This is a genomic window from Winogradskyella luteola (assembly GCF_019203985.1).
Taxonomy (GTDB): domain Bacteria; phylum Bacteroidota; class Bacteroidia; order Flavobacteriales; family Flavobacteriaceae; genus Winogradskyella; species Winogradskyella luteola.
Window position 1 is genome coordinate 1 of sequence record NZ_JAGSPD010000007.1, and the last position, 24,084, is coordinate 24,084.

The window sequence follows — 24,084 nt, forward strand, 5'->3', positions numbered from 1 at the left end:
GTTGAATACTAAAATATCCATTCTTGATATCGGAATATCTTAAATCAGTAGAATCACAGTAACTCAAACCTGTATAGCATAGAAAAACAAATAGATCACGATACACATCCAGCTTTGCATTATTTGACAAGCCAAGTTCGATAATGCTTTTAAAATTATCATTGGTTAAACGAGGTTTTTCTGTTCGCTTAAAAGTGGTCTTGATTCCCAAAAATGGGTTTCTGGTAATCTCTTCCTCCAAAAATAGTTTTGTAAAAAATGGCTTTATATTCTTAATTACACTATGAACCGATTGACCATTTAAAGCGATCTTATTATATTTTTTGTTTGGTTTCTTTAAGTAAGCAATAAACTTGGACGCGTGTTGTCTTTTGAACTCTGTCACATGCAATCTATCAAGCTTTGTATGTTTTAAAAAGTTAGAAAAATGAGTAACTGATCTTTTGTAATTGTTTTTTGTTCCAGGAGCTTTATCCACATCAGGAAGAATATCATACTCGTAAAAATGGTTTACAGCTTGGAGAATTGTTATTGTCTCATCCATTTTAACTCTGTTTAATAAATGATTAACAATTTCGTGAGGTGTTTTAGTTGCCATTTGTGTTTTATGATCTCTTAAATAATGATGAAATTCATTTTCGACTTCATTGAGAAAAAGATTATAACTAAGATATTTTTTGTCTTTTGAATTAAAACGCTGATTCGTTTCAATCCAATTATCAATTTCAGATCCGATAATTGGAGTTAAACTTGTTTTTCCTTCCGCTTTTTTGCGGTTATGAAGGACTCTCAGATAAAAAGGATAACGCTTGCCTTGTTCTAACTTTTTAGGGGCTTTGATGTAAAACTTTAATGTTGTTGCCATAATTTTTAAATTTTTAAAGGTTACTGATTTTTTTAAAAAATTGTGGAACAAAAAAATGACATCAACTAAATTCAATAGAATCTAGTTGCAAGCTACAGCCCAAAACACAATCAAATTATTTCCAAATATTTGACCAAAATCCAAATTTTGGTGAAACATGTCTCACTTGGTGAAACAATAGTGAAACATTTTATGTGTTTTACCGAATCCAACTGAAAACAAAAACCCCGTGTTTCCTACGAAACACGGGGTAATGAATTTAATTGAACCTATTTTAGTGACCTCGAGAGGATTCGAACCTCCAACCCTCAGAGCCGAAATCTGATATTCTATCCAGTTGAACTACGAGGCCAAATCCCTGCTTTCGCAGGGATCTCATGTTATATTAAGACAACTTAGCTTTCACTATAGTAGAAATGGTTTTACCATCAGCTTGGCCAGCAAGTTGTTTGGAAACGATCCCCATAACTTTACCCATATCTTTCATACCTTCTGCCCCTACCTCATCAATTGTCATAACCACAACTTTTTCAATCTCTTCTTCACTTAATGCTTCTGGTAAAAACTGGCTAATTACCTCAGCTTGATCAATCTCTGGCAATGCCAAATCCTTACGGTTCTGCTCTAAAAATATGGCTGCACTATCTTTGCGTTGCTTTACCATTTTAGACAAGATTTTAATTTCTTGTTCTTCAGTCAACTCTTCCCCAGAACCTGAAGCTGTCTTTGCTAATAATATTTCTGCTTTTACCGCTCTTAATGCTGCTAAAGCCGTTTGATCTTTCTCCTTCATGGCTGTTTTCATAGCTGCCATCACATCATTTTGTAAGCTCATTTTCTCATAATTTAATTGATTTGCGAATATACTAAAAAGTTATGGTGAATTTTAGATAAAACCTTATATCAAATAAAAACAAAGACCCAAAAAGTTGAGGGAACTTTTTGGGCCTGACAATGGTGCAAAACACTTAACTTAAACTTGCTATTAATCTACGTTATCGTGTAAAAATGAATTATTACTTCTCAATTGAATATCATCGTTATCATCTGTACCGACAGACATCCTAGAAGCGTTGGTTTCTGAAGAATGCTGTGCATCTTCTAAATTAACACCTTGTCTTTTATAAGCAGGTTCTTTTTCTATTTCGTCAATCTTTGCTGTATTGAACTTATAGTTAAAATCTTTCATATGCTTTCTACGCTCATCTGCACGTGCTTTAATGAGTTCGGAAATTGGGCTGTTCATAGGGTCGATTTCGTCCTCAATAGCTTCTTCATTATCTTCAACAGGAAGTACTTTTTTCTCAAAAACGATTTCTTCCTTTACTTCAACTTCTTTGGTATTTATATTCATCGAAGATTCAAAAGTTTCAAAATCGTCCAATGCATAGCGCTTCTCCCCTTCTTCATTCACTTCTGTAACCGAAATAATCTCCACAGGCTCGTTGACATTGATATCTTTTACATCTTCATCTAAACTGAAAAACATCTTTTCTTCTTCAGATTCTGGCTCTTCAACTTTTTCAGATTCATTGTTTGAGAGTGGTAAGTCGAATGTTAAGGTTATCTGCTCTTCTTCAGACTCAACCTCAAGCTCTTCTGCTTTATTTTCAATTGGCGTGATGATAAACTCCTCTGGTTCAACTTCAACTTCAGATTTAGTATCTAATACTTCATCATAAACCACATTCATATTCCTTAATAAATCTGTAGTGGGAATGATATCCATACCATTATCTATTTTAGGCTCAACCTCATCTTCATCAATCAAAACATGTTTTACAATTGGCGTTTCTTTCTTCTCCTCCAAAACAATGTCTGGAGTAATAATCGCTGGTTCTTTTTCTTGCGTACTAAGCTCTTCCACGAGGTCTTCTTCTAAAGCATGAATTACTTTTTTGGTCTCAGTATTTGAAATTTCATTTTGTTGATCTAAATCAAATCCTGTAGCTATAATGGTAACAGCAATTGACTCTTGTAAAGACTCGTCTTCACCAACACCCATAATAATATTAGCACCATGCCCAGCTTCATTCTGAATATGGTCGTTGATTTCACCAATCTCGTCAATAGTAATTTCCTGAGAACCAGAAACGATAAGCAACAATACGTTTTTAGCTCCTGTGATTTTATTATCGTTAAGTAATGGCGAATCTAAAGCTTTCATAATAGCTTCTTGTGCTCTGGTTTGTCCAGAGGCAGTAGCTGATCCCATAATGGCAGTTCCGCTATTGCTCAATACGGTCTTAGCATCACGTAAATCGATATTTTGCGTGTAGTGATGTGTAATGACTTCTGCTATTCCTCTTGAAGCCGTGGACAATACCTCATCAGCTTTTGAGAACCCAGCTTTAAAACCTAAGTTACCATAGACTTCGCGAAGTTTATTGTTATTTATAACGACCAATGAATCTACATGTGTACGCAGGTTTTCAATACCACGTTGTGCCTGCTCATTACGCATTTTACCTTCAAACTGAAATGGCATCGTTACAATACCAACGGTAAGAATATCTAATTCTTTCGCCATTTTTGCAATGATTGGCGCAGCACCAGTACCTGTACCACCTCCCATACCAGCAGTGATAAATACCATCTTAGTATTGGTATCTAACATTCTGCGAATATCTTCTAAACTCTCTACCGCTGCCTGCTCACCTACATCTGGGTTGGCTCCTGCACCTAACCCTTCGGTTAAGTTGACACCAAGTTGAATTTTGTTTGGAACTCCACTGTTTTGAAGTGCTTGTGCATCGGTATTACAAATCACAAAATCAACACCTTTAATTCCTTGTTGAAACATGTGATTAATGGCATTACTACCACCACCACCTACACCAATGACTTTGATAACGTTAGATTGATGTTTGGGCAAATCAAATGAAATATTTCCAAATTCGTTGCTATTACTCATACTTTTTGAGATTATGTGATTCTATATTTTGATTAATTAATTTTTCTATCATTCTGCGTTGTCTAAAAACTCTTTAACACGCTCTGTTAACTTGTCTAAAAATGAACGGCGCTCTTTAACTGGTTCTTCAACTACAGCTTGTGGTTCTGTTTCAGAACCTTGCTCTACTTCAGCTTCACCATGCACTTCTTCTGCTTCTTCTGCCTTTTTACGATCTTGACGTTTTAATCCATCCATAACCAAACCAACTGCTGTTGCGAATAACGGACTTGCAATGTCGTCGTCACTATCTCCTGCCAAATGCTCATTAGGGTAGCCTATTCTGGTATCCATTCCTGTGATATATTCCACCAATTGCTTTAAATGCTTTAATTGGCTTCCACCACCTGTTAATACAATACCTGCAATTAGTTTTTTCTTTTGCTCTTCGTGACCGTAATTTTTTATCTCTACATAAACTTGCTCTATAATTTCTACAACTCTGGCATGAATTATTTTAGACAAGTTTTTTAATGTAATTTCCTTTGGTTCTCTTCCTCTAAGTCCTGGTATTGAGACTATCTCGTTATCTTTATTTTCACCTGGCCATGCTGAACCAAATTTCATTTTTAAAAGTTCGGCTTGCTTCTCTATAATGGAGCAACCCTCCTTTATATCTTCGGTAATGACATTACCGCCAAAAGGAATAACAGCAGTATGTCGGATGATTCCATCTTTAAAAACGGCTAAATCTGTTGTCCCACCACCTATGTCAATCAATGCCACGCCTGCTTCTTTTTCTTCTTGACTTAATACGGCATTAGCAGAAGCGAGAGGTTCTAAGGTGATGCCCCCTAATTCCAATCCGGCACTTTTAACACATCTACCTATGTTTCTAATTGACGACACCTGTCCGACCACAACATGAAAATTAGCTTCCAATCGTCCACCATACATACCTATTGGCTCCTTAATCTCTGCTTGCCCATCAACTTTAAACTCTTGTGGCAACACATGAATAATCTCCTCACCGGGCAGCATTACCAATTTATGTACCTGATTGATTAAGCGATCTATATCCGTTTCATCGATTACCAATTCAGAATTTGCTCTTGTTATATAATCACTGTGTTGTAAACTGCGTATATGCTGACCTGCAATACCTACGGTTACTTCTTCAATCTTTTCTGATGCCGCAGCTTCTGCTTCTTGCACAGCTTGCTGAATCGATTGAATGGTCTGCGTAATATTATTTACCACACCACGATGCACACCCATACTTTTGGATTTGCCAACACCGAGAATCTCAACTTTACCATACTCATTTTTGCGACCAATCATGGCCACAATTTTTGTGGTTCCTATATCTAAACCTACTGATATGTCATGCTTGTCCATAGTTTATATTTTGGTGCAAATCACTTGTTTATCAAATTTGAGATTCACAAGCTTATAATTATCTAATATTTTGTCTTTCAATGCTTTTTGGTAAAAAGCCTTAAAATTGTTTATTTTCTTTTTTAGTTTTTTTAAAGTTCCTAGATGAACTATAAAATCACTTTTTCGAATTTTAAAATCGATCGTTTTATCACTATTCTGACGAATTTCGATAACATGCTTTTTTAAGAATTCATCTTCATCGACAGCTTTAGCAAATCGAAAAACTGTTTCAAGATCATTTTTCTTAATACTACCTGTAACTAGCGGTACTCTAGCAGCATAATTAGATGACAAAGGCATGTACAACCCTTGGTCATCTATGTAATACGATGCATTAGTATTAACTCTTGCAATAGGTCGTTTTTGTTCGACTTCTGCTGAAAGCTCACCGTTTACTGACATAAACACTTCTGCTCTCTTTATCATTGGGTTAGAATTTAGGGCAGTTTCTAACTCGTTCAAATCTATAATTTCTTTAGGCTGTTCCGTAACCGGTCGCTGATTTTGTATTAACAATTTACTAACAGTGGCTTCTGTGATAAATAATTTGTTTTCTCCAACAAATTCTACATCCGGTTTAGAAACTTTTCTATTGTCATTTCTATATTTAGAAAACGCAAATAAGAAGCCTACCAAAAGGATTAAGCCAATGATTTTTATGTAGTTATAATTAATTCTCAACACTAAATGCTTCTTTTATATGTTTTACTTCTTCACCAATATCTCCCGCACCAATGGTTAAAACAATCTGTGCATTGGATTTTTTAATTTCATCTATCAATGCTGACTTTGAAATCAGTTTTTTATTTTGATTTTCAATCTTTTCTAACAACCATTTTGAGGTCACACCTTCTATCGGCAATTCTCTTGCAGGGTAAATATCCAAAAGCAGCAATTCATCAAAATTTGAAAGACTTTGAGCAAATCCATCTATAAAATCACGAGTTCTTGTATAAAGATGTGGTTGAAAAATTGCCAAAACTCTCCTATCTGGATACATTTCCCTAACTGCTTGATATACTGCATTAATCTCTTCAGGGTGATGCGCATAATCATCAATAAACACAAAATCATCAGTCTTTATCTGGTATGTGAATCTTCGCTTAACACCTTTGTAAGATGCCAAACCCTTGGCGAGCTGGTTGTAAGGGCAACCAAAGTCAACAGCCATCGCCAGGGCTATTATTGCATTCGACAAATTATGTCTACCAGGTAGGTTAAATTGAAAATCTTTATATAATCCGTTAGGTGTCTGCACATCAAACACATAACTTCCATTCTCTATTCTTACATTTTTAGCGCTATAATCTGAATTATCTTCCACTCCATAAGTAATACCCTTTAAAGGCAAACCATTTCTGATGAAAAGCTTTCCATTAGGTTTAATGCATTCAGAAAATTCTTTAAACGTCTTTACCAATTCTGAGGCATCACCATAAATATCTAAATGGTCAGCATCCATTGATGTAATACAAGCCAAATCTGGTGTCAGTGTTAAAAATGAACGGTCGAATTCATCAGCTTCAACTACAGTAACATCAGTTCCGTTTAAGATTAGGTTTGAATTGTAATTCTCGCTTATACCACCTAAAAAAGCTGTAACAGGTACATCACATACATTAAGTATATGACCCAGAATACTTGTTGTGGTTGTTTTTCCGTGAGTACCTGCAACTGCGAGGCATTTGGTTTGTTTTGTAATTTCTCCTAAAACTGCCGAACGTTTTAAAACCTGAAAATTATTTAACTTAAAATAATTTAACTCGGAATGATTCTCTGGAATCGCCGGTGTGTAAACCACCAAAGTATCTTCTTTAATCAAATATTTAGGGTGAACCTCAGCAATATTGTCATTAAAATGAATATAAACTCCTAAATCTTGTAATGCTTTGGTTATATCGGTCGCTGTCTTGTCGTAACCTGCAACATGTTTTCCATTAGCTACAAAATAACGCGCTAATGCACTCATACCGATACCGCCGATACCGATAAAATAGACGTTAGCAGCCCATCCCAAACCCTTCCCAATAGGAAGGACTTTCTCATTATTCTCTATTTTATCAGTTTTACTCATTAACTATTCCCATTGTCTATCATTATAATCGGACTTAAAATCATCCACGTTCTTAAACCCAGAATCTTTTAGTTTTTTAAAGTATGGCGTGAAATCAAAATCTTCTTTATAACTATCTTCTAAATCCCAAATCAAATCTGATACCCAACCCATCCATCTTGGTGGTGGATCATATCGTAATGCATAGTTTAATTTATCATTCTGAGTAAAACTTTGTTCCGCCATCCATTTCCATAAAACTGACAAATGAGTTTCTCCTCCACCCATTCTCCATCTCATACTTACAGGATGAGATTTAGGCGCATAAATCCAAGGCGGTCGCACTTCCCCAAAGTTTTTAATTTCCTCGTCCCTCAATTTTACATACCAATCTTCAGTTTCTTCCCTCTGGGAAGACGGAAGATGGGCTTTCTTCAATAATTTTTCAACCTCATCAACAATATCATTAGTTGCATTCACTAATGCCAAGGCTTCAATATTCTTACTTAATTCTTTTCTTTTTTCTTCATTTGAAATCAATTCAGAAAACTGATTCTGAAATTCAGCGTCTAAATCTTTTTCTCGTATTAGCAAGGCCGCGTTTTTATCTGCAATCGCTTTTGCATTTTTGGTTTGATGATCTTCCGCCACGTTAGGTGATGGGATAAAAATTGTAGGTTTTCCAACAATACATAACTCTGAAACCGAAATTGCACCAGCCCTTGAGATAATAATATCTGCCGCCGCATAAGCCATATCCATGTTATTTAAAAAGGCATGAACCTGAACATGCTTCAATTCATCATTTTGCTTGTACCTATCGTAATACAACTTTCCACATTGCCAAATCAACTGTACATCGAGTTCTTCAAAAAAATCAAGATTTGCTTCAATTAATTCATTTATGCGTCTTGCACCTAAGCTTCCGCCCAATACCAATAGTGTGTGCTTTCCATGCCTAAGCGCAAAAGCATCTTTCCCTTCAATATGTTTTCCTTTGGCTTCGAGTAAATCCTTTCTAATAGGGTTACCGGTAAGCCTTAACTTCTCTTTTGGGAAAAACTCCTCAAGTCCTTCATAAGCTACACAAATCACATTTACCTTTTTGCCAAGTAATTTATTGGTAATTCCAGGATAGGAATTTTGCTCTTGAATGAGACTAGGCACATTTTTAGAAGCTGCCATTTGCAACAGTGGGCCACTCGCAAAACCACCTGTGCCAATAACCACATTTGGCTTAAAGGTTTTTATGATTTTTCTGGATCTTAAAAGGCTTATCAATAACTTAAACGGAAACATTAAATTTTTTAACGTCAATTTTCTTTGAATCCCAGAAATCCATAGACCTTCAATCCTATAACCAGCTTGAGGCACTTTATCCATCTCCATACGATCCGATGCACCAACGAATAAAAACTCAGCATCGGGATAACGCGATTTTAGCTCATCCGCAATGGCAACCGCGGGATAAATATGTCCTCCTGTTCCACCTCCTGATAATATAAATTTATAGTTACTCATTAAATCGTTTCACTTAAAATATCTAAAGGATTATCACCTTCAAAAATTTCTTTTTGCTTTATTTCTTCTCGCTTTGCGCTAACACTCAATATAATGCCAATGGCTAAACAGGTCATCCAAATGGACGTTCCCCCACTACTTATCAATGGCAAAGTTTGCCCAGTTACAGGAAATAATTCTACAGCAACCGCCATATTTATCAATGCCTGAAATACGATTGGCAGACCAACTCCCAAGACTACCAATTTTCCAAAAATGGTATCGGACTTCTGAGATACTATAACAATTCTAAACAAAAGCCAGGAATACATAATGAGCAAGAACAACCCTCCTATTAACCCGTATTCTTCAATTATAATGGCAAATATGAAATCTGATGATGATTGTGGCAAAATATATTTAGTTGGACTCTTACCTGGACCTAGCCCGAAAACACCACCAGATGCAATCGCAGTTTTAGAGCGTTCTATTTGGTAATCGGCTTCCGTATCTTCGCCATTTGAGAAATTTTCGATTCTACTCATCCAAGTATCGACTCGGTTTGGCATGGCTTCAGGAAAAGCTTTTGCTACCAAAACAAACAGCACCAAAGACAATATACCAGTTCCTATGATTATTAAAAGATACCTAATAGGATAACCACCAATAAACGTCAGCATCATTACCATGGTAAAAATGATGGCTGTAGTTGAAAAATTGGCAGGAAGAATTAATATTAAAACAAAGAATACGGGAACCCAAAGTGGCAAAACAGTGTCTTTAAAGGAAATTGATTTATCTCTTATTTTTGATAAATAACGTGCCACATAAACCATTAACACTACGGCTGCAAAAGTGGAAGTTTGAAATGACATATTCACCACGGGAATATTAATCCACCTACTGGTGTTGGTTCCAGATGTATTTGTTGATCCTTGTAAAATTGTAATTAACAGCAATACCAAAACTACCGGAATCAGTATCATTGACAATCCCTTAAAGTATTTGTAGGGAATTTTGTGCATCGCAAACATAATTGCAAACCCAAGGGACAGATGCATAAAGTGTTTTACGAAAAATGAAAGCGTATTGCCACCTTCCCCATAATCTGCTAAATTACTGGCTGCACTGTACACAGGTAAAAAGGAAAAAATAGCCAACAGTGTGGCTATAGCCCAAATAGCTCTATCTCCTTTTATCTGTGAAAATATATTTCCCATCCCATCTGTCCTTTCGGACATTCTTCCTAAAAGGAAGAAAACTTTAGTTATAATTAATCTCTACTGTTAGCCCCAATCGCTTCTTCTCCCTGTGAAGAATTAAGTGGACTTTTTTATAAATTACGTACCGCATTTTTAAATTGACGTCCTCTGTCCTCATAATTTTCAAACAAATCGAAACTAGCACAAGCGGGCGATAACAGCACATTATCACCAGCACCCGCTACTTTATAAGCAATCTTAACAGCCTCACTCATATACTGTGTTTCTACAATAACATCAACCATATTACCAAAAGCCTCAAACAGTTTTTCGTTATCCACTCCCAAACAGATAATGGCTTTTACTTTTTCATTCACAAAAGGGAATAACTCCTTATAATCATTTCCTTTATCTACTCCGCCAACTATCCAAACTGTAGGTGCATCCATGCTTTCTAAAGCAAAATATGTAGCATTAACATTAGTGGCTTTAGAGTCATTGATGTATTGAACCTTATTGATTTTTAACACATGTTCTAATCGGTGCTCCACCCCTTGAAAATTCTCGAAACTCTCACGAATAGTTTGCTTTCTAATTTTGAGTAAATGCGCCACAGTAGAGGCTGCCATTGCATTTTTAATGTTATGTTTACCTTCTAATGTTATGTTTTCTGTTGGCATAATGATTTGATTGTTATCTATTGTTATTATTATCTTATTATTGTCTAAATACGCACCTTCTTCGATAGTTTTGGTCAATGAAAAAGGCAACTTTTTGGATTGAATTTGATTATGCTGAAGCCATTCTGAAATCACTTCGTCGTCTGCATCATAGATGAAATAATCATCTTTTGTTTGATTTTCTGTAATTCTGAATTTTGAAGCTATATAGTTTTCAAACTTATACTCATAACGATCTAAATGATCTGGCGTAATATTCGTTAGAATAGCAATCTTTGGGTTAAAATCGTGAATATCATCTAGCTGAAAACTACTGACTTCCAAAACATAATTATCATAGTTTTCTTCAAGAACTTGTTTTGCAAAACTGTCCCCAATATTACCAGCCAACCCCACATCTAATTCTTGTTTGAGTAGATGGTGGGTTAATGTTGCAGTTGTTGTTTTACCATTGCTTCCGGTTATGGCAACTAATGTTGCATCCGTGTAGTTAGAAGCAAATTCAATTTCTGAAACCACTTTGATTCCTACCTCACGAATTTGTTTCACCAAATCCACTTTATCGGGAATTCCCGGGCTTTTCATAACCACATCTGCATCTAGAATCTTTGATTCTGTATGCTGCTTATCTTCAAATTCAATCTCATTATTTAAAAGAACGTTTTTATACTTTTTTTTAATTTCTCCTTTGTCCGACACAAATACATCGTATCCTTTTGATTTTCCGAGTAATGCTGTGCCTATGCCACTTTCTCCTCCTCCTAATATTACCAATCTTCCTTTCTTCATTTTATCCATAATACATACTTACAAGGTTTTTGAAACCTCGCAGGATTACAATAATTATCGAATTTTCAGGGTTACTATAGATATAATGGCCAACAGGATTCCCACAATCCAAAATCGTGTTACAATCTTACTTTCGTGATATCCTGATTTTTGATAATGATGGTGTAAAGGCGACATTTTAAAAATCCGTCGTCCTTCACCATACTTCTTCCTTGTATATTTAAAATAGCTCACCTGCATCATAACCGATAAATTCTCTGCAAGGAAAATTCCACATAGAATTGGTATTAACCATTCTTTTCTAACCGCAATAGCTATTACGGCTATAATTCCTCCAATGGTTAAACTTCCTGTATCTCCCATAAACACTTGTGCCGGGTATGCATTGTACCATAAAAATCCAACCAATGCACCTACAAATGCTGCAATATAAATTGTGATTTCTTCTACCTGAGGGATGTACATGATGTTCAGATATTTTGAAAAAATGATATTACCAGAAACCCATGCGAAAATCCCTAGGGTTAATACGACAATTGCAGAAGTACCTGCCGCCAAGCCATCAATGCCATCAGTAAGATTTGCTCCATTGGAAACAGCAGTAACAATTATTATGGTGACTAATATGAAAATAATCCAGGCGTACTTTTCCAAATTTGGACTAATCCAAGTGATTAGGTCTGAATAGTCAAATTCATTATTCTTTACAAACGGGATCGTCGTTTTGGTAGATTTCTCTGCCACATCAAACAATTGGGCTTCTTGTAAATTTGGGTTTTCAGCAAGCAACTCTCTTTGCTTTTGAAGTGGTAATTCTTCCTTTATGGTTACGTCTTCATGAAAATATAAGGTCAACCCAACTATAAGACCCAAGCCTACCTGGCCAAGCACTTTAAACTTACCTTTTAAGCCTTCTTTGTCATTTTTGAATTTTTTTATATAATCATCAATAAATCCTATGGTACCCATCCAAAGTGTTGTAATGATGAGAAGAATGATATAGATGTTTTCAAGTTTTGCCAATAGCAAAACAGGAATCAATGTTGCCAGAATAATAATGATTCCACCCATTGTTGGCGTACCTGCCTTTTCTACCTGCCCCTCTAAACCTAAATCCCTTATGGTTTCACCTACTTGTTGCTTTTGCAAAAAACGAATGATACGTTTCCCGAAAATGGTAGAAATCAACAATGACAGAATAATAGCAACAGCAGCTCTAAAGGTTAAGAAACCAAAGAGTGATGCTCCTGGGAATTGGAATTGTTGTTCTAAATATTCAAATAAATAATACAGCATCTATTTCTGTAATTGTTTTAAAAGTTCTCGTACGATTTTATAGTCATCAAAATCAAAGCGCTCCCCTTTAATCTCCTGATATGTTTCGTGTCCTTTTCCTGCAATGAGTATAATGTCTTTAGCGTCTGCCATTTGGCAAGCTGTTTTAATCGCCTGCTTTCTATCTGTAATGGATAAGGTTTTTTTAAAGTTTTGGGGCTCAACCCCTTTTTCCATATCTTCAATAATGGCTTCTGGCACTTCACTTCTAGGATTATCACTTGTAAAAATCACTTTAGTACTTAAAACAGATGCGATATGCGCCATTTTAGGTCGCTTGCTTTTATCTCTATCACCACCACAACCCACTACTGTAATTAGCTCTTCATTTTTAGTACGTATGCTATTGATTGTTTCCAGTACATTTTTAAGTGCATCTGGTGTGTGCGCGTAATCAACAATAGCTGTTATTTTTTCATCCGAAATGAAATACTGAAAACGACCTGAGACATTCTCAAGCTCACTTATTAACCTTAATATTTCGTTTTTTTCCAAGCCCATTAATTCAGCCGTTCCATAGATTGCCAAAATATTATATGCGTTGAAACTTCCTATTAAACGTGTCCACAATTCACTATCATTAACCTTTAACAACAAACCGCTAAACTCATTTTCTAAGATTTGCGCCCTGTAATCTGCATAGTTTTTTAAGGCATATGTGTACTTTTTAGCTGCAGTATTTTGAAGCATCACCAAACCGTTTTTATCGTCCATATTAGATAGGGCGAATGCATCTTTTGGCAAACCATCAAAAAAGGCTTTTTTCACATCTCTATATTCTGCAAATGTGTCGTGGTAGTCTAAATGATCATGAGAAAGGTTGGTGAAAATCCCACCTGTAAACTTTAGACCTTCCGTTCTACTCTGATGAATACCGTGAGAACTTGCTTCCATAAAACAGAACTCCACACCTTCTTCATTCATCAACTTTAGATACTTATTTATGGTCAATGAATCTGGTGTAGTATGTGTTGCTCTATAAGTAGCGTTATCCACCATAACCTTCACAGTAGACAACAGACCAACTTTATAGCCAGCTTTTTTAAATAGTTGATATAAAAGACTGGTAACGGTTGTCTTTCCATTTGTTCCCGTAACTCCGACAAGTTTTAGATTTTCTGACGGATGCTCGTAATAATTAGCTGCCATATAAGCTAATGCTTGATTTGAGCTGGCAACCTCTATATAAGTAACATCATCCTCAAGAGTCTCTGGAAGTGCCTCACAAATGATAGCTGATGCACCAGCTTTTATAACATCTTCAATATATTTATGACCATCAGTTACTGTTCCTAAAATTGCTACAAAAACATCATTAGTTTTTATTTGTCGCGAGTCGAATTCAATCTTGTTAACAGCAATACTCGTGCTACCAACCACAGCATTTATGGTAACTTTATACAATATGTCTTTTAGTATCATCATGATGCTTCTAAGATTATTGTTTGGTTAGGTTTTAACTTCTGATGCCTATCTACAGATTGTTTCTTTACAGTACCACTACCATTCAACTTTACCTTGACTTTAACCTGAAGATTCTCAAGCAAGGCAATAGCATCCATAGCTGGCATACCAACTACACTAGGCATTAACTGTTTATACTTACGTGCATTTTCGTAGTAATTCTCAAAATCTTGATCTACTACATTAGTATTAAATTCTAAAGTTCTAACCTCTTCAATAATTGGCGTGTCTGTATAGATTTTTTGGGCAATACGTTTGAAAACCGGACCTGAAACATCTGCTCCATAGTAACCAACCTTTGTGCTTGGTTTATGAATAACGACAATACAAGAGTATTTAGGATTGTCTACCGGAAAGTAACCAGCAAATGAAGAAATGTATTTTTTGTCCTTTCTCCATTCCTCATAGTTGGCATAATCCGTACGTGCAGTACCTGTTTTTCCTGCCATAGAAAAGGTTTCAGAATACATACGTCTTCCTGTACCACGTATCACAATATTTTTGAGAATATCTTGAATTTGAGATAGAGTTTTATCCGAACAAATTTTATCTACCAAAACTTCTTTTTCAAAAACCTCTATATCCTTATCAAAGGACTTTACAGAACGAATAAATCGTGGCTTAATCAACTCACCATTATTAGCTATAGCATTATAAAATGCCAAAGTTTGTAGTGGTGTCATCGTAAGGTTATAGCCATATGCCATTGACGGCAACGCATTTCTACTCCAATTACTTGCACCTGGCCTAGGAATATCGGGCTTACCCTCACCTATGATTGAAACACCTAGCGGTTGATCTAGCTTCCATTTGCTTAACCTATCCAAAAACTTTTTTGGTTTTTTAGAATAATTGTCATCAATAATTGTCGCCAAACCAATGTTAGAAGATACTTCTAGAGCTCTGGCTGCTGATATTTTTCCATATCCTTTACCCGAATCATTAATAGGACGACCATAAAACATTTTTCTACCATTTTTGGTATCAATCACTGTCGAAGTATCAATCACTTTATCCTCTAAAGCAGCCATCATAGCCATAACCTTAAAAGTAGAGCCTGGCTCATGGCTCTCCCCTACTGCATAATTCAACTTTTCGTAGTATGTTCCTTTTGATGTTTTCGCCAAGTTTGAAATTGCCCTAATTTCTCCCGTTTTTACATCCATCACCACAACGCAACCATGTTCCGCTTCATATTTTTCAAGCTGACCCAATAGCGAATGATGCGCTATATCTTGAATATTAACATCAATAGTTGTATACAAGTCATAGCCGTCTTGAGGCTCAACCTGATCATAATCCGCAATAGGTTTCCATTGCCCATTACCTATTTTTTGTTTTAGTCGTTCCCCTTTTTTGCCTCTCAAATATTTCTCACCAAAAGCCCCATCAATACCAACTCTTGTGGCATAATTATTTTCATCTATTTTTTCGTACCCGATTGATCGCGCAGCAATTTCTCCCATTGGATGCTCACGTCTTGTAGTTTGCTCAACGATTAACCCTCCTTTTATCGCGCCAAGATTTAAGAGCGGAAAATTGCGCATCTTGATGTAATCTGAATAACTAATATTTTTAGCTAAGAGAAAATATCTGTTTTTGTTGTTACGCGCTTTACGAATTATATTTTTGTAGTATGAAGCTGATTTGCCTTTGTAAACCGAAAGTGAATCTGCCAATGCCCCAATATGCTCATTGAACACAGCATCTTTAGCCTGTATAGCATCTATTCTTATATCATATTTTGGAATAGATGTCGCCAACAAACTGCCATCTGCAGAATATACATTGCCACGATTGGGCTCTATAGGAAATCTTTGTATTGTACGTTTTTCAGCAAGTGCCCTATATTCATCTCCTTGAATAAACTGAATGCTACACAATTTAAAAACTACGGCCAATGCAAAGACAAACATGCAGCCTGCCACAAAGTACAATCTGTTTAATATGTTGGTTTCTGTTGTTGCCAAAGCTTACTCCTGATTCGATTTAACTCTAATTTTTGTAGGCGGAATTTCAGAAATCTGAATTCCTTTTTTTGCTACCTTATTTATAATGGACGACTCCATTTTTAACCGCATTAGTTTTGAACGGCCATCTACAAAAGCAGATCTTAATTCTTTTACTTCGTTAGTGAGTCTTGCAATCTCGTGTACTTTTTTGTCTGCACTATGAGAACTCGCTATCATAATAATGGCCAGGAATGAAATAAAAATGATGATGCGCCAATTTTTAAACGAATCATCACTGATTAGAAATTTTCCACGTAATATGCTATAGATGTTTTTTTTCATACTACCTTCTGCGTAGGCAGAAATCTTTTATTATTCTAATTTATCTTTCAGAAATACTTCGACTGCGCCCAGTGTAACAATATTTCTTTATATCTTCTCAGCAATCCTCAACTTTGCACTTCGTGCTCTGTTATTCATTTTTATTTCTTCTTGTGATGGCACTATTAATCCATTCACTTTTTTTAACGGGACTTCAAAATTCCCATACACATCACGCTCTGGCTCACCTTCAAACAAACCGTTTCTTATAAAGCGTTTTACCAATCTATCCTCTAAAGAGTGGTACGAGATAAAACTCAACCTTCCACCAACTTTTAGAATTTCTGGCATTTGCATTAGCAATTCTTTTAACACTTCAATCTCTTGATTCACCTCTATTCTAATGGCTTGATAGATTTGAGCCAACACCTTATTTTCTTTTCTGTGATTAAGAAATTGCTTTAAAACTATCTTTAGGCGTTCACTAGTTTCAATAGGTATATTTTTTCGTTCTGAGACTATAACTCTTGCCATAGCTGGCGCCTGCCTTAACTCTCCGTACTGAAACAAAACTGCTCTAAGCTGCTCTTCCTCATATTCATTAATTACTTCAAAAGCGGATAACTTACTATCCTGATTCATTCTCATGTCCAGCTTTGCATCAAAACGGGTTGAAAAGCCTCGCTCAGCAACATCAAACTGGTGCGACGACACCCCAAAATCAGCCAAAACACCATCAACCTCTTTCACGCCATAAAATCTTAAGAACCTTTTTATATATCTGAAGTTCTCATTTATAAGAACAAATCGATCATCCTCAATCGCATTTGCTAAAGCATCTTTATCCTGATCGAATGCATATAATTTTCCATTTGCTCCAAGACGAGATAGAATCTCTCTACTATGACCCCCACCACCAAATGTGACATCGACATAAACTCCATCTGGCCTTACATCTAGACCATCAACCGTCTCTTTGAGCAAAACTGCGTTATGATATTCCATCGTCACCATCCTCTTGTCCCATTACTTCTTCAGCTAAATCGGCAAAATCTGAAGCTGCATCATCAATCGCCTTCTCGTATTTAGTCTTATCCCAGATTTCTATAATGTTTACTGCAGAAGCCAAAACCACCTCTTTTGTAATACCAGAAAATCCAATCAAATCTTTGGGAATTAATAAGCGACCAGCATTATCAACCTCTACCACTTTTACCCCAGCTGTAAAGCGTCTTATAAAATCATTATTCTTTTTCTTGAAACGATTTAGTTTATTCACTTTAGCCATCAACGCGTTCCATTCTGCCATAGGATAAAGCTCCAAACATGGCTGAAACACAGCACGCTTAAGCACAAAGCCATCTTGCAAAGCAGCAGACAACTGCTTCTTTAAAACCGCTGGAATCATTAATCTTCCTTTGGTATCCGCTTTGCACTCATATGTTCCTATAAATGAATTCAAGATGTTTTATTTCCCACTTAAACGATTAAGATTCAAATATATTGAAAATTTTACCACATTTTACCACAGAATCCCACTTTTGTTAATAAGTTTTATGTCTCTATTTTTTTGAAGGACATACAATTGAGTAACATCAGTGTATTAGAGAAATTTTGAGCGTGGGAATTATTAACACCTAAACCTCTGTGATTTTGAGTCAAAAAAATTCAAAAGCATTAATTCTATTTATTTTACAAAGGATTTAGTTATATTTGTTTTTAACACAAAGCACTAACTTTATAGATGGCACACCTTTTAAAAAAAGAAAAGGAATATAGTTATATTGAAGTAGGAGAAGGCACACCAATTATTGTGCTTCACGGATTAATGGGAGGTTTAAGTAATTTCGATGCTGTTACTGACTTTTTCAGCTCCAATGGTTATAAAGTGGTAATTCCCGAATTACCGATTTACACCACGTCACTTATAAAAACCAACGTTAAAAATTTTGCTAATTACCTTAAAGATTTTATTGAATTTAAAGGTTTTGACGAAGTTATCTTATTAGGAAACTCTCTTGGTGGGCATGTTGGTTTGTATCATACAAAATTATATCCTGAAAAGGTCAAAGGTTTAGTTATTACTGGAAGCTCTGGACTATACGAAAGTGCTATGGGCGGCGGCTACACAAAGCGTAGCGATTACGAAGTTATAAAGAAGAAAGCGCAAGATGTATTCTATGACCCAGCTGTTGCAACCAAAGACATTGTTGATGAAGTTTATAAAACTGTAAACGACAGGAATAAACTGATAAAAACCTTAGCCATTGCTAAAAGTGCCATTAGACACAACATGGCAAAAGACCTACCAAAAATGCACACTCCAACCTGTATTATTTGGGGAAAAAATGACAATGTGACTCCACCTGAAGTTGCTGAAGAATTTCATGAATTGTTACCCAATTCTGATCTGTTTTGGATTGACAAGTGCGGGCATGCGGCAATGATGGAACATCCTGAGGAATTCAATACAATTTTGAATGGGTGGCTTGAAAAACGAAAACTATAAGTCTATTCTTAATCTTTTCCCAAGGAAAGGAAGCACTCTTATGGAAAAACACTAAACGTTTAATTTAAATGAGATTCCCGTTTTCATGGGAACTAAAGATGAGAATAAAATCTGCTGAATTTGTAATGAGTAATTCTGATGTGGCTAAATGTCCTAAGAATCCTATCCCAGAATATGCTTTCATTGGCAGAAGTAATGTTGGCAAATCTTCATTAATCAATATGCTTACTGACCGAAAAAGTTTAGCCAAGACTTCTGGTCGACCTGGTAAAACACAGCTTATAAACCACTTTATAATCAATGACAGTTGGTATCTGGTAGACTTACCGGGTTATGGCTATGCTAGAGTGTCAAAAACTTCCAAAAAGAAGTTTCAAAAGTTTATTACCAATTATTTTGAGCAACGCAAGCAATTGGTATCTGCTTTTGTTTTGGTAGATATACGCCATAAGCCTCAACCCATCGATTTAGAGTTTATGCAGTATTTGGGAGAAAGCGGCATTCCGTTTGGAATTATTTTCACCAAAGCAGATAAATTGAAACCTCAGGCTATTGACAGACAAGTTGAAAATTATTGTAATGTTCTTTTGAAAACTTGGGAAGAACTGCCACCTTACTTCATTACATCTTCGAGTAAAAAGATTGGACAAGAGGCCGTTCTAAGTTTTATTGAAGATACTAATACAGAGATTAATGCCTTGCAATAACTCTTTCTAAGCTTATGAAAGTTAACTTTTTACTTATAGGTGCGGCAAAATCTGCCACAACCAGTTTAAGCGCAGGGCTAGCACAACATCCCGATATTTGTTTCAGCACCCCTAAAGAGCCCGATTTCTTTAATAGAGCGGATTGGAGATTACAGTTAGACGATTATCATTCTTTATTTAAAAAGTCGGCAAAACTATATGGTGAAGGTTCAACAAATTACTCCAAATACCCACGTTATAACAAAAACATCGTCAGTGATATATATGAGTACAATTCCGATATGAAAATCATTTATATAATGCGGCATCCAATAGATAGACTACTGTCTTATTATATACATAGCTATAACAGAGGTTACGAAACCATCAACGACGTAAATATAGCCCTAAAGACAGGCCAGCACTACATCGATACCGGCAAATATGCAATGCAGATTGAACCCTACATTAAGACCTTTGGTAAATCCAATGTACTATTATTGTTCTTCGAAGACTTTATAAATGACCCAAAAAAAACAACCAACCAAGTTTTTGACTTTTTACATTTACCGCTATTTGTCCTGAACAGTAAATCTCTTAATATCAACAAAAGTTTTAATAGACGTACTTTACACCACAAGTATGATGACCCAAAAAGTTTTGGTGCCAAACTAAATAAATTAATTCAGATTTTACGAAACTATTCCAATTCAGATTTTATTGACCAAAAACCATTAATTTCAGAAGCTACAAAAGCTTATGTAATTGAGCATTGCAAAGAGGACATTTTGAAGATTGAAAAAATAGCTCAAAGGGATTTATCTCATTGGATGCACTAAGTCTTCACATCCAAGGCATCACGCAAAGCATTCCCAACTAACATGAAAGCCATAACAAGCAACATAATACATAGCCCCGGAATCAGGGCTAAGTACGGCTTTCCTAGGATAATATAATTGTAATGGTCTTTTATCATCGCACCCCAACTTGCCATTGGTGGTTGCGCACCAATACCTAAAAAGCTTAAACCACTTTCTATTAAAATAGCTGCTGCAAAATTAGCAGCTGAAATCACAATCAGTGGCCCAAAAATATTTGGCAGGATGTGTTTAGTAATAATTCTGTAGTCATTATAACCTAAAGCTCTAGCCGCAGTAACGTACTGCATTTCTTTAGCACTAATAATTTGTCCGCGAACTACTCTTGCTACCTCTACCCACATTGTTAAACCCACAGCAATAAAGACTTGCCAAAAGCCTTTTCCCAATGCTAACGTTATAGCAATTACCAATAACAATGTTGGTATAGACCAAGTGACATTAATAACCCACATAATTAGCGCATCTACTCTTCCACCGTAATAACCCGCTAGACTTCCCATTAAAAGCCCAACTATAAGTGAAATAAAAACTGCTACAAAACCGATAAAAAAAGATATTCGTGAGCCAATTAGAATACGGCTTAAATAATCTCTACCATATTTATCTGTACCGAAAATAAAGCTTCGATTGTCGATGTAGGATCTATAATCTGAATTGGGGAATTGACCTAATTCAACTTGTTTTTCTAAACCTATCAATCCATCTGAAGCATATTCAATATAAGTTAGAGCATTAGCACCAACTTTGTAGGATGCTATCGGAATTTCGGTATCCGTATTTTTCTTTCCGAAAAATAATTTTGAAAAAAAGTTTTGATCAGATTGTATTCCTGAGGGAATGGTTAACATTTGCACTTCAAATCCAGGAGACTTGGAATGAATGGACAGGTGCATCTGGTTGGCATTCTCAGAAGCGTCTGGTGCGAATATATAAGCGAAAATTGAAATGAAACCAATACATCCGATAACCATCAAACTAAAAACGCCCCAAAAGTTCTTTTTAAACTTTTGGAGCGCCAAACTTGTAAGTGAGTTATTGTGATTTTTCATTTTATAAATACACTCCCTATAGTCCCGCTTCGGCAAGCTCAGCACATCGCCTTAAAGGGGACAATCTCAAAAACTATTGATATTTAAGATTATTTTTCTTTTGTAATTAAACGCATCATAGAATCCGATATGTGCAAATTAAACTCTAATCAATTCTTAACTCCTGCAACGTTATTTTTTATCGCATAAGTCATCTTTAAATCGTTTAGTACATTTAAGGCTTCTTCTATATATACATCTTTTGCTAAACTTTTGTGCCACCGCTCACGCTTCTCTTTTAAGACTGAATCTTGCTCCATCAACTTTATCTCATATGGCAATGAACTAAATGTTAAATTGGTGCTGTATTCAGATAGTTTTTCAAATCGTTTTGCCTCTTCTTCATTGAGTTCCATTTCTTTTTTATACGCATCATAATTCAACGAATATATTTCACGATCTCTAATCTTCTTAACCCATTTAGCATTAGCGTCGATTAGCTTTAACTGCTCGTTGTTGGCCATACGTGCTTTGCTTCTTTCAATAGTTGTATCGTAATCAAAATAATTTCCCCATAGGTCATAATCTACAGCATCAATCTTATCCCAAGGTAATGGATTCTCTTGATCTTTTTCTCCAATATTTATATAGCTATAACGATCTGGAACTACCACGTCACTTTTAACTCCTTCCAACTGGGTAGAACCACCATTAACTCTATAAAATTTCTGAGTGGTAAACTTTAAAGCCCCCATATCTCCATTAGAATTGTTACGCACCATTCTATTTAAATCCAATACATTCTGCACAGTTCCTTTTCCGTAGGTTTGCTTACTTCCAATTACTATGGCACGCTTATAATCTTGCATTGCAGCAGCTAAAATTTCTGAAGCAGAAGCTGATAATTCATTTACCATGATTACCAATGGCCCATCCCAAATAATGGCTTTATCTTTATCTTTAAGAACTTCTTTAGGTTCTCCTGTAGTTTTAACTTGCACGATTGGACCTTCTTCAATAAATAGACCTGCAATATCTACAACGGTTTGCAGCGATCCACCACCATTATTTCTAAGATCTAAAACTAAACCTTCGATACCTTCTTCTTTGAGTCTAAGAATCTCCTTCTTAATATCTGAAGCTGCATTACGCTTATTATAATCTTCGAAATTGATATAAAACTTAGGTAAATTAATAACCCCAAACTTTTTATCTTCTTTAATAACGGTTGATGATTTTGCATAAGTCTCCTCAATCTCTACTATATCTCTTGTGATTGAAATCTCCTCAATGGTACCATCTACCTTTTTGAGCGTTAAATTAACAATGGTTTCTTTTGGCCCTTTGATCAATTTTATGGCATCATCTAAACGCATCCCAACAACATTAACTGGTGCTTCTTCATCTTCTTGTCTTACCTTCATGATTTCATCACCTACTTCGAGTTCGTTTGCTCTCCATGCTGGTCCACCACTAATAATTTCATTTACAATGATCGCATCCATCTTTTTCTGTAATCTTGCTCCAATACCTTCAAAATTTCCAGACATAGCGACATCGAATCGGTCTTTGTCCTCTGGTGCAAAATAGAATGTATGCGGATCGAATTCCTCTACAATTGCATTTATATATACTGCAAACCAATCCTTACGCTGCCTATCATCAATGAAATCGTAAAGCTCATCAAGCGAACGTTTTGTCATTTCTCTTGCTTCTTTTTCTATTTCTTTTAGAGATTTCTTCTCATTGGTTTTAAACTTTTCGTTTTCAGCAGAAAATGCACTCTCCGGAAGATTATTAGTTTCTAAATCTGTATTGCGCTGCGAAACGGCATCATCGTAATTTGCAATAGTAGAAAACTTAAGCTGTTGTCTCCAACGCTCTTTCATTTCACGCTTATTGGATGCATAATTCAAATTTTCGTAGTCAGAAGAATAGGTTTCCTCTTTTGAAAAATCGAAAGGTTTATCCAAAATTTCAGAATAAATCTTTTTAGATTCTTCTATTCGCTTCAATAATCGCTCGTGCGTAATGCTAAAAAAGGACACATCATATGCTTTTATCTGATCATCAATCTGATCTTTGTAAGCTTCAAATTCTTTGATGTCCGATTCGTAAAAATAACGCTTAAACGGATCTAATTGATTTAAGTAATCTTCAAACACATTAGCCGAAAATTCATCATTTATATCTTGAGGGTTAAAATGCCCTTGGTCTAGGACATAGGTAATCAGTTGTATTAGTAATTTGTCTTTATCTGGATCATCAAACTTTTTGCTCGTAAAACTACATGAAGCAAAAGCGATTAATAACGCTAACAATAAAAATTTATAATTCCCTTTCATCTGTTTAAATTTTATAGTTCGTACCATAAACAAGTCTCAATAATTCACTAAAATAGCAGAAAAAACCGTGCCATAAAAAAACAAGGCACTAATTTTTTGTTAAAGGTACTATTCCATACAATTCGTAAGCTTTTAGTATTT

19 protein-coding genes, 1 tRNA gene and 1 pseudogene are annotated in these 24,084 nt (G+C 35.6%); 3 read left to right on the forward strand and 18 right to left on the reverse strand.

Annotated features, from left to right (window positions below):
* The 16 genes and pseudogenes from KCG49_RS09645 to mraZ all read right to left on the reverse strand — a co-directional run.
* Window positions 1-865 (reverse strand): phage integrase SAM-like domain-containing protein (locus KCG49_RS09645; protein ID WP_218546174.1); only part of this gene is annotated, 865 nt, incomplete at its 3' end.
* Window positions 866-1,143: 278 nt separating this feature from the next.
* Window positions 1,144-1,217 (reverse strand) — tRNA-Arg (locus KCG49_RS09650).
* Between the two features lie 33 nt (window positions 1,218-1,250).
* Window positions 1,251-1,700, reverse strand: a complete 450-nt coding sequence (locus KCG49_RS09655; protein WP_218546176.1) for a GatB/YqeY domain-containing protein — start codon at window positions 1,698-1,700, stop codon at window positions 1,251-1,253.
* Window positions 1,701-1,850: 150 nt separating this feature from the next.
* On the reverse strand, window positions 1,851-3,779 hold the full coding sequence (gene ftsZ, locus KCG49_RS09660; protein ID WP_218546178.1) for a cell division protein FtsZ: 1,929 nt from the start codon (window positions 3,777-3,779) through the stop codon (window positions 1,851-1,853).
* 48 nt (window positions 3,780-3,827) lie between these two features.
* Window positions 3,828-5,156, reverse strand: coding sequence for a cell division protein FtsA (gene ftsA / locus KCG49_RS09665; protein ID WP_218546180.1), 1,329 nt, complete (start codon window positions 5,154-5,156; stop codon window positions 3,828-3,830).
* Between the two features lie 3 nt (window positions 5,157-5,159).
* Complete coding sequence (locus KCG49_RS09670) at window positions 5,160-5,882, reverse strand: cell division protein FtsQ/DivIB (protein WP_369680356.1); 723 nt, start codon at window positions 5,880-5,882, stop codon at window positions 5,160-5,162.
* Window positions 5,869-7,272, reverse strand: a complete 1,404-nt coding sequence (murC, locus tag KCG49_RS09675; protein ID WP_218546182.1) for a UDP-N-acetylmuramate--L-alanine ligase — start codon at window positions 7,270-7,272, stop codon at window positions 5,869-5,871. The genes KCG49_RS09670 and murC overlap by 14 nt, the downstream gene beginning before the upstream one ends.
* 408 nt (window positions 7,273-7,680) lie before the next feature.
* Window positions 7,681-8,772, reverse strand: a pseudogene (gene murG / locus KCG49_RS09680) (undecaprenyldiphospho-muramoylpentapeptide beta-N-acetylglucosaminyltransferase); the annotation flags it as partial.
* Window positions 8,772-9,971 carry an FtsW/RodA/SpoVE family cell cycle protein gene (locus KCG49_RS09685; protein ID WP_218546399.1) on the reverse strand — a complete coding sequence of 400 codons (1,200 nt, stop codon included), beginning with the start codon at window positions 9,969-9,971 and terminating at the stop codon, window positions 8,772-8,774. The pseudogene murG and the gene KCG49_RS09685, both read right to left, overlap by 1 nt.
* 113 nt (window positions 9,972-10,084) lie before the next feature.
* Window positions 10,085-11,422: a UDP-N-acetylmuramoyl-L-alanine--D-glutamate ligase gene (gene murD / locus KCG49_RS09690; RefSeq protein WP_218546184.1), complete on the reverse strand. Its 1,338-nt coding sequence runs from the start codon at window positions 11,420-11,422 to the stop codon at window positions 10,085-10,087.
* Window positions 11,423-11,476: 54 nt separating this feature from the next.
* Complete coding sequence (gene mraY, locus KCG49_RS09695) at window positions 11,477-12,718, reverse strand: phospho-N-acetylmuramoyl-pentapeptide-transferase (protein ID WP_218546186.1); 1,242 nt, start codon at window positions 12,716-12,718, stop codon at window positions 11,477-11,479.
* Window positions 12,719-14,182 carry a UDP-N-acetylmuramoyl-L-alanyl-D-glutamate--2,6-diaminopimelate ligase gene (locus KCG49_RS09700; protein ID WP_218546187.1) on the reverse strand — a complete coding sequence of 488 codons (1,464 nt, stop codon included), beginning with the start codon at window positions 14,180-14,182 and terminating at the stop codon, window positions 12,719-12,721. It abuts the gene before it with no gap.
* A complete protein-coding gene (locus KCG49_RS09705; protein ID WP_218546401.1) occupies window positions 14,179-16,137 on the reverse strand; it encodes a PASTA domain-containing penicillin-binding protein in 1,959 nt (652 codons plus the stop codon). The genes KCG49_RS09700 and KCG49_RS09705 overlap by 4 nt, the downstream gene beginning before the upstream one ends.
* A 57-nt stretch (window positions 16,138-16,194) precedes the next feature.
* Complete coding sequence (locus KCG49_RS09710) at window positions 16,195-16,515, reverse strand: FtsL-like putative cell division protein (RefSeq protein WP_218546189.1); 321 nt, start codon at window positions 16,513-16,515, stop codon at window positions 16,195-16,197.
* 87 nt (window positions 16,516-16,602) lie between these two features.
* Window positions 16,603-17,499 carry a 16S rRNA (cytosine(1402)-N(4))-methyltransferase RsmH gene (rsmH, locus tag KCG49_RS09715; RefSeq protein WP_218546190.1) on the reverse strand — a complete coding sequence of 299 codons (897 nt, stop codon included), beginning with the start codon at window positions 17,497-17,499 and terminating at the stop codon, window positions 16,603-16,605.
* Window positions 17,486-17,956: a division/cell wall cluster transcriptional repressor MraZ gene (gene mraZ, locus KCG49_RS09720; protein WP_218546192.1), complete on the reverse strand. Its 471-nt coding sequence runs from the start codon at window positions 17,954-17,956 to the stop codon at window positions 17,486-17,488. The genes rsmH and mraZ overlap by 14 nt, the downstream gene beginning before the upstream one ends.
* Before the next feature lie 282 nt (window positions 17,957-18,238).
* On the opposite strand from mraZ, the gene KCG49_RS09725 reads away from it, so the two are divergent.
* The 3 genes from KCG49_RS09725 to KCG49_RS09735 all read left to right on the forward strand — a co-directional run bounded on the left by KCG49_RS09725 (window position 18,239) and on the right by KCG49_RS09735 (window position 20,528).
* Window positions 18,239-19,003 carry an alpha/beta fold hydrolase gene (locus KCG49_RS09725; protein ID WP_218546193.1) on the forward strand — a complete coding sequence of 255 codons (765 nt, stop codon included), beginning with the start codon at window positions 18,239-18,241 and terminating at the stop codon, window positions 19,001-19,003.
* Window positions 19,004-19,101: 98 nt separating this feature from the next.
* The gene (gene yihA / locus KCG49_RS09730; protein ID WP_218546403.1) at window positions 19,102-19,710 is read left to right on the forward strand and encodes a ribosome biogenesis GTP-binding protein YihA/YsxC; all 609 of its coding nucleotides are present in this window, start codon (window positions 19,102-19,104) and stop codon (window positions 19,708-19,710) included.
* A gap of 14 nt (window positions 19,711-19,724) precedes the next feature.
* Window positions 19,725-20,528: a sulfotransferase family protein gene (locus tag KCG49_RS09735; RefSeq protein ID WP_218546194.1), complete on the forward strand. Its 804-nt coding sequence runs from the start codon at window positions 19,725-19,727 to the stop codon at window positions 20,526-20,528.
* Here KCG49_RS09735 and KCG49_RS09740 read toward each other — a convergent pair.
* Both KCG49_RS09740 and KCG49_RS09745 read right to left on the reverse strand, forming a co-directional pair.
* Window positions 20,525-21,619, reverse strand: a complete 1,095-nt coding sequence (locus KCG49_RS09740; protein ID WP_218546195.1) for an ABC transporter permease — start codon at window positions 21,617-21,619, stop codon at window positions 20,525-20,527. The two genes, KCG49_RS09735 and KCG49_RS09740, sit on opposite strands and share 4 nt — an antisense overlap.
* A gap of 149 nt (window positions 21,620-21,768) precedes the next feature.
* On the reverse strand, window positions 21,769-23,943 hold the full coding sequence (locus KCG49_RS09745; protein ID WP_218546196.1) for a carboxy terminal-processing peptidase: 2,175 nt from the start codon (window positions 23,941-23,943) through the stop codon (window positions 21,769-21,771).
* Window positions 23,944-24,084: the final 141 nt, after the last annotated feature.

Coding starts and splice junctions, on each gene's coding strand:
- KCG49_RS09655 (WP_218546176.1), bottom strand. CDS start 1,700: ATGAGCTTACAAAATGATGTGATGGCAGCTATGAAAACAGCCATGAAG.
- ftsZ (WP_218546178.1), bottom strand. CDS start 3,779: ATGAGTAATAGCAACGAATTTGGAAATATTTCATTTGATTTGCCCAAA.
- ftsA (WP_218546180.1), bottom strand. CDS start 5,156: ATGGACAAGCATGACATATCAGTAGGTTTAGATATAGGAACCACAAAA.
- murC (WP_218546182.1), bottom strand. CDS start 7,272: ATGAGTAAAACTGATAAAATAGAGAATAATGAGAAAGTCCTTCCTATT.
- KCG49_RS09685 (WP_218546399.1), bottom strand. CDS start 9,971: ATGGGAAATATATTTTCACAGATAAAAGGAGATAGAGCTATTTGGGCT.
- murD (WP_218546184.1), bottom strand. CDS start 11,422: ATGAAGAAAGGAAGATTGGTAATATTAGGAGGAGGAGAAAGTGGCATA.
- mraY (WP_218546186.1), bottom strand. CDS start 12,718: ATGCTGTATTATTTATTTGAATATTTAGAACAACAATTCCAATTCCCA.
- KCG49_RS09700 (WP_218546187.1), bottom strand. CDS start 14,182: ATGATGATACTAAAAGACATATTGTATAAAGTTACCATAAATGCTGTG.
- KCG49_RS09705 (WP_218546401.1), bottom strand. CDS start 16,137: ATGTTTGTCTTTGCATTGGCCGTAGTTTTTAAATTGTGTAGCATTCAG.
- KCG49_RS09710 (WP_218546189.1), bottom strand. CDS start 16,515: ATGAAAAAAAACATCTATAGCATATTACGTGGAAAATTTCTAATCAGT.
- rsmH (WP_218546190.1), bottom strand. CDS start 17,499: ATGGAATATCATAACGCAGTTTTGCTCAAAGAGACGGTTGATGGTCTA.
- KCG49_RS09725 (WP_218546193.1), top strand. CDS start 18,239: ATGGCACACCTTTTAAAAAAAGAAAAGGAATATAGTTATATTGAAGTA.
- yihA (WP_218546403.1), top strand. CDS start 19,102: ATGAGAATAAAATCTGCTGAATTTGTAATGAGTAATTCTGATGTGGCT.
- KCG49_RS09735 (WP_218546194.1), top strand. CDS start 19,725: ATGAAAGTTAACTTTTTACTTATAGGTGCGGCAAAATCTGCCACAACC.
- KCG49_RS09740 (WP_218546195.1), bottom strand. CDS start 21,619: ATGAAAAATCACAATAACTCACTTACAAGTTTGGCGCTCCAAAAGTTT.
- KCG49_RS09745 (WP_218546196.1), bottom strand. CDS start 23,943: ATGAAAGGGAATTATAAATTTTTATTGTTAGCGTTATTAATCGCTTTT.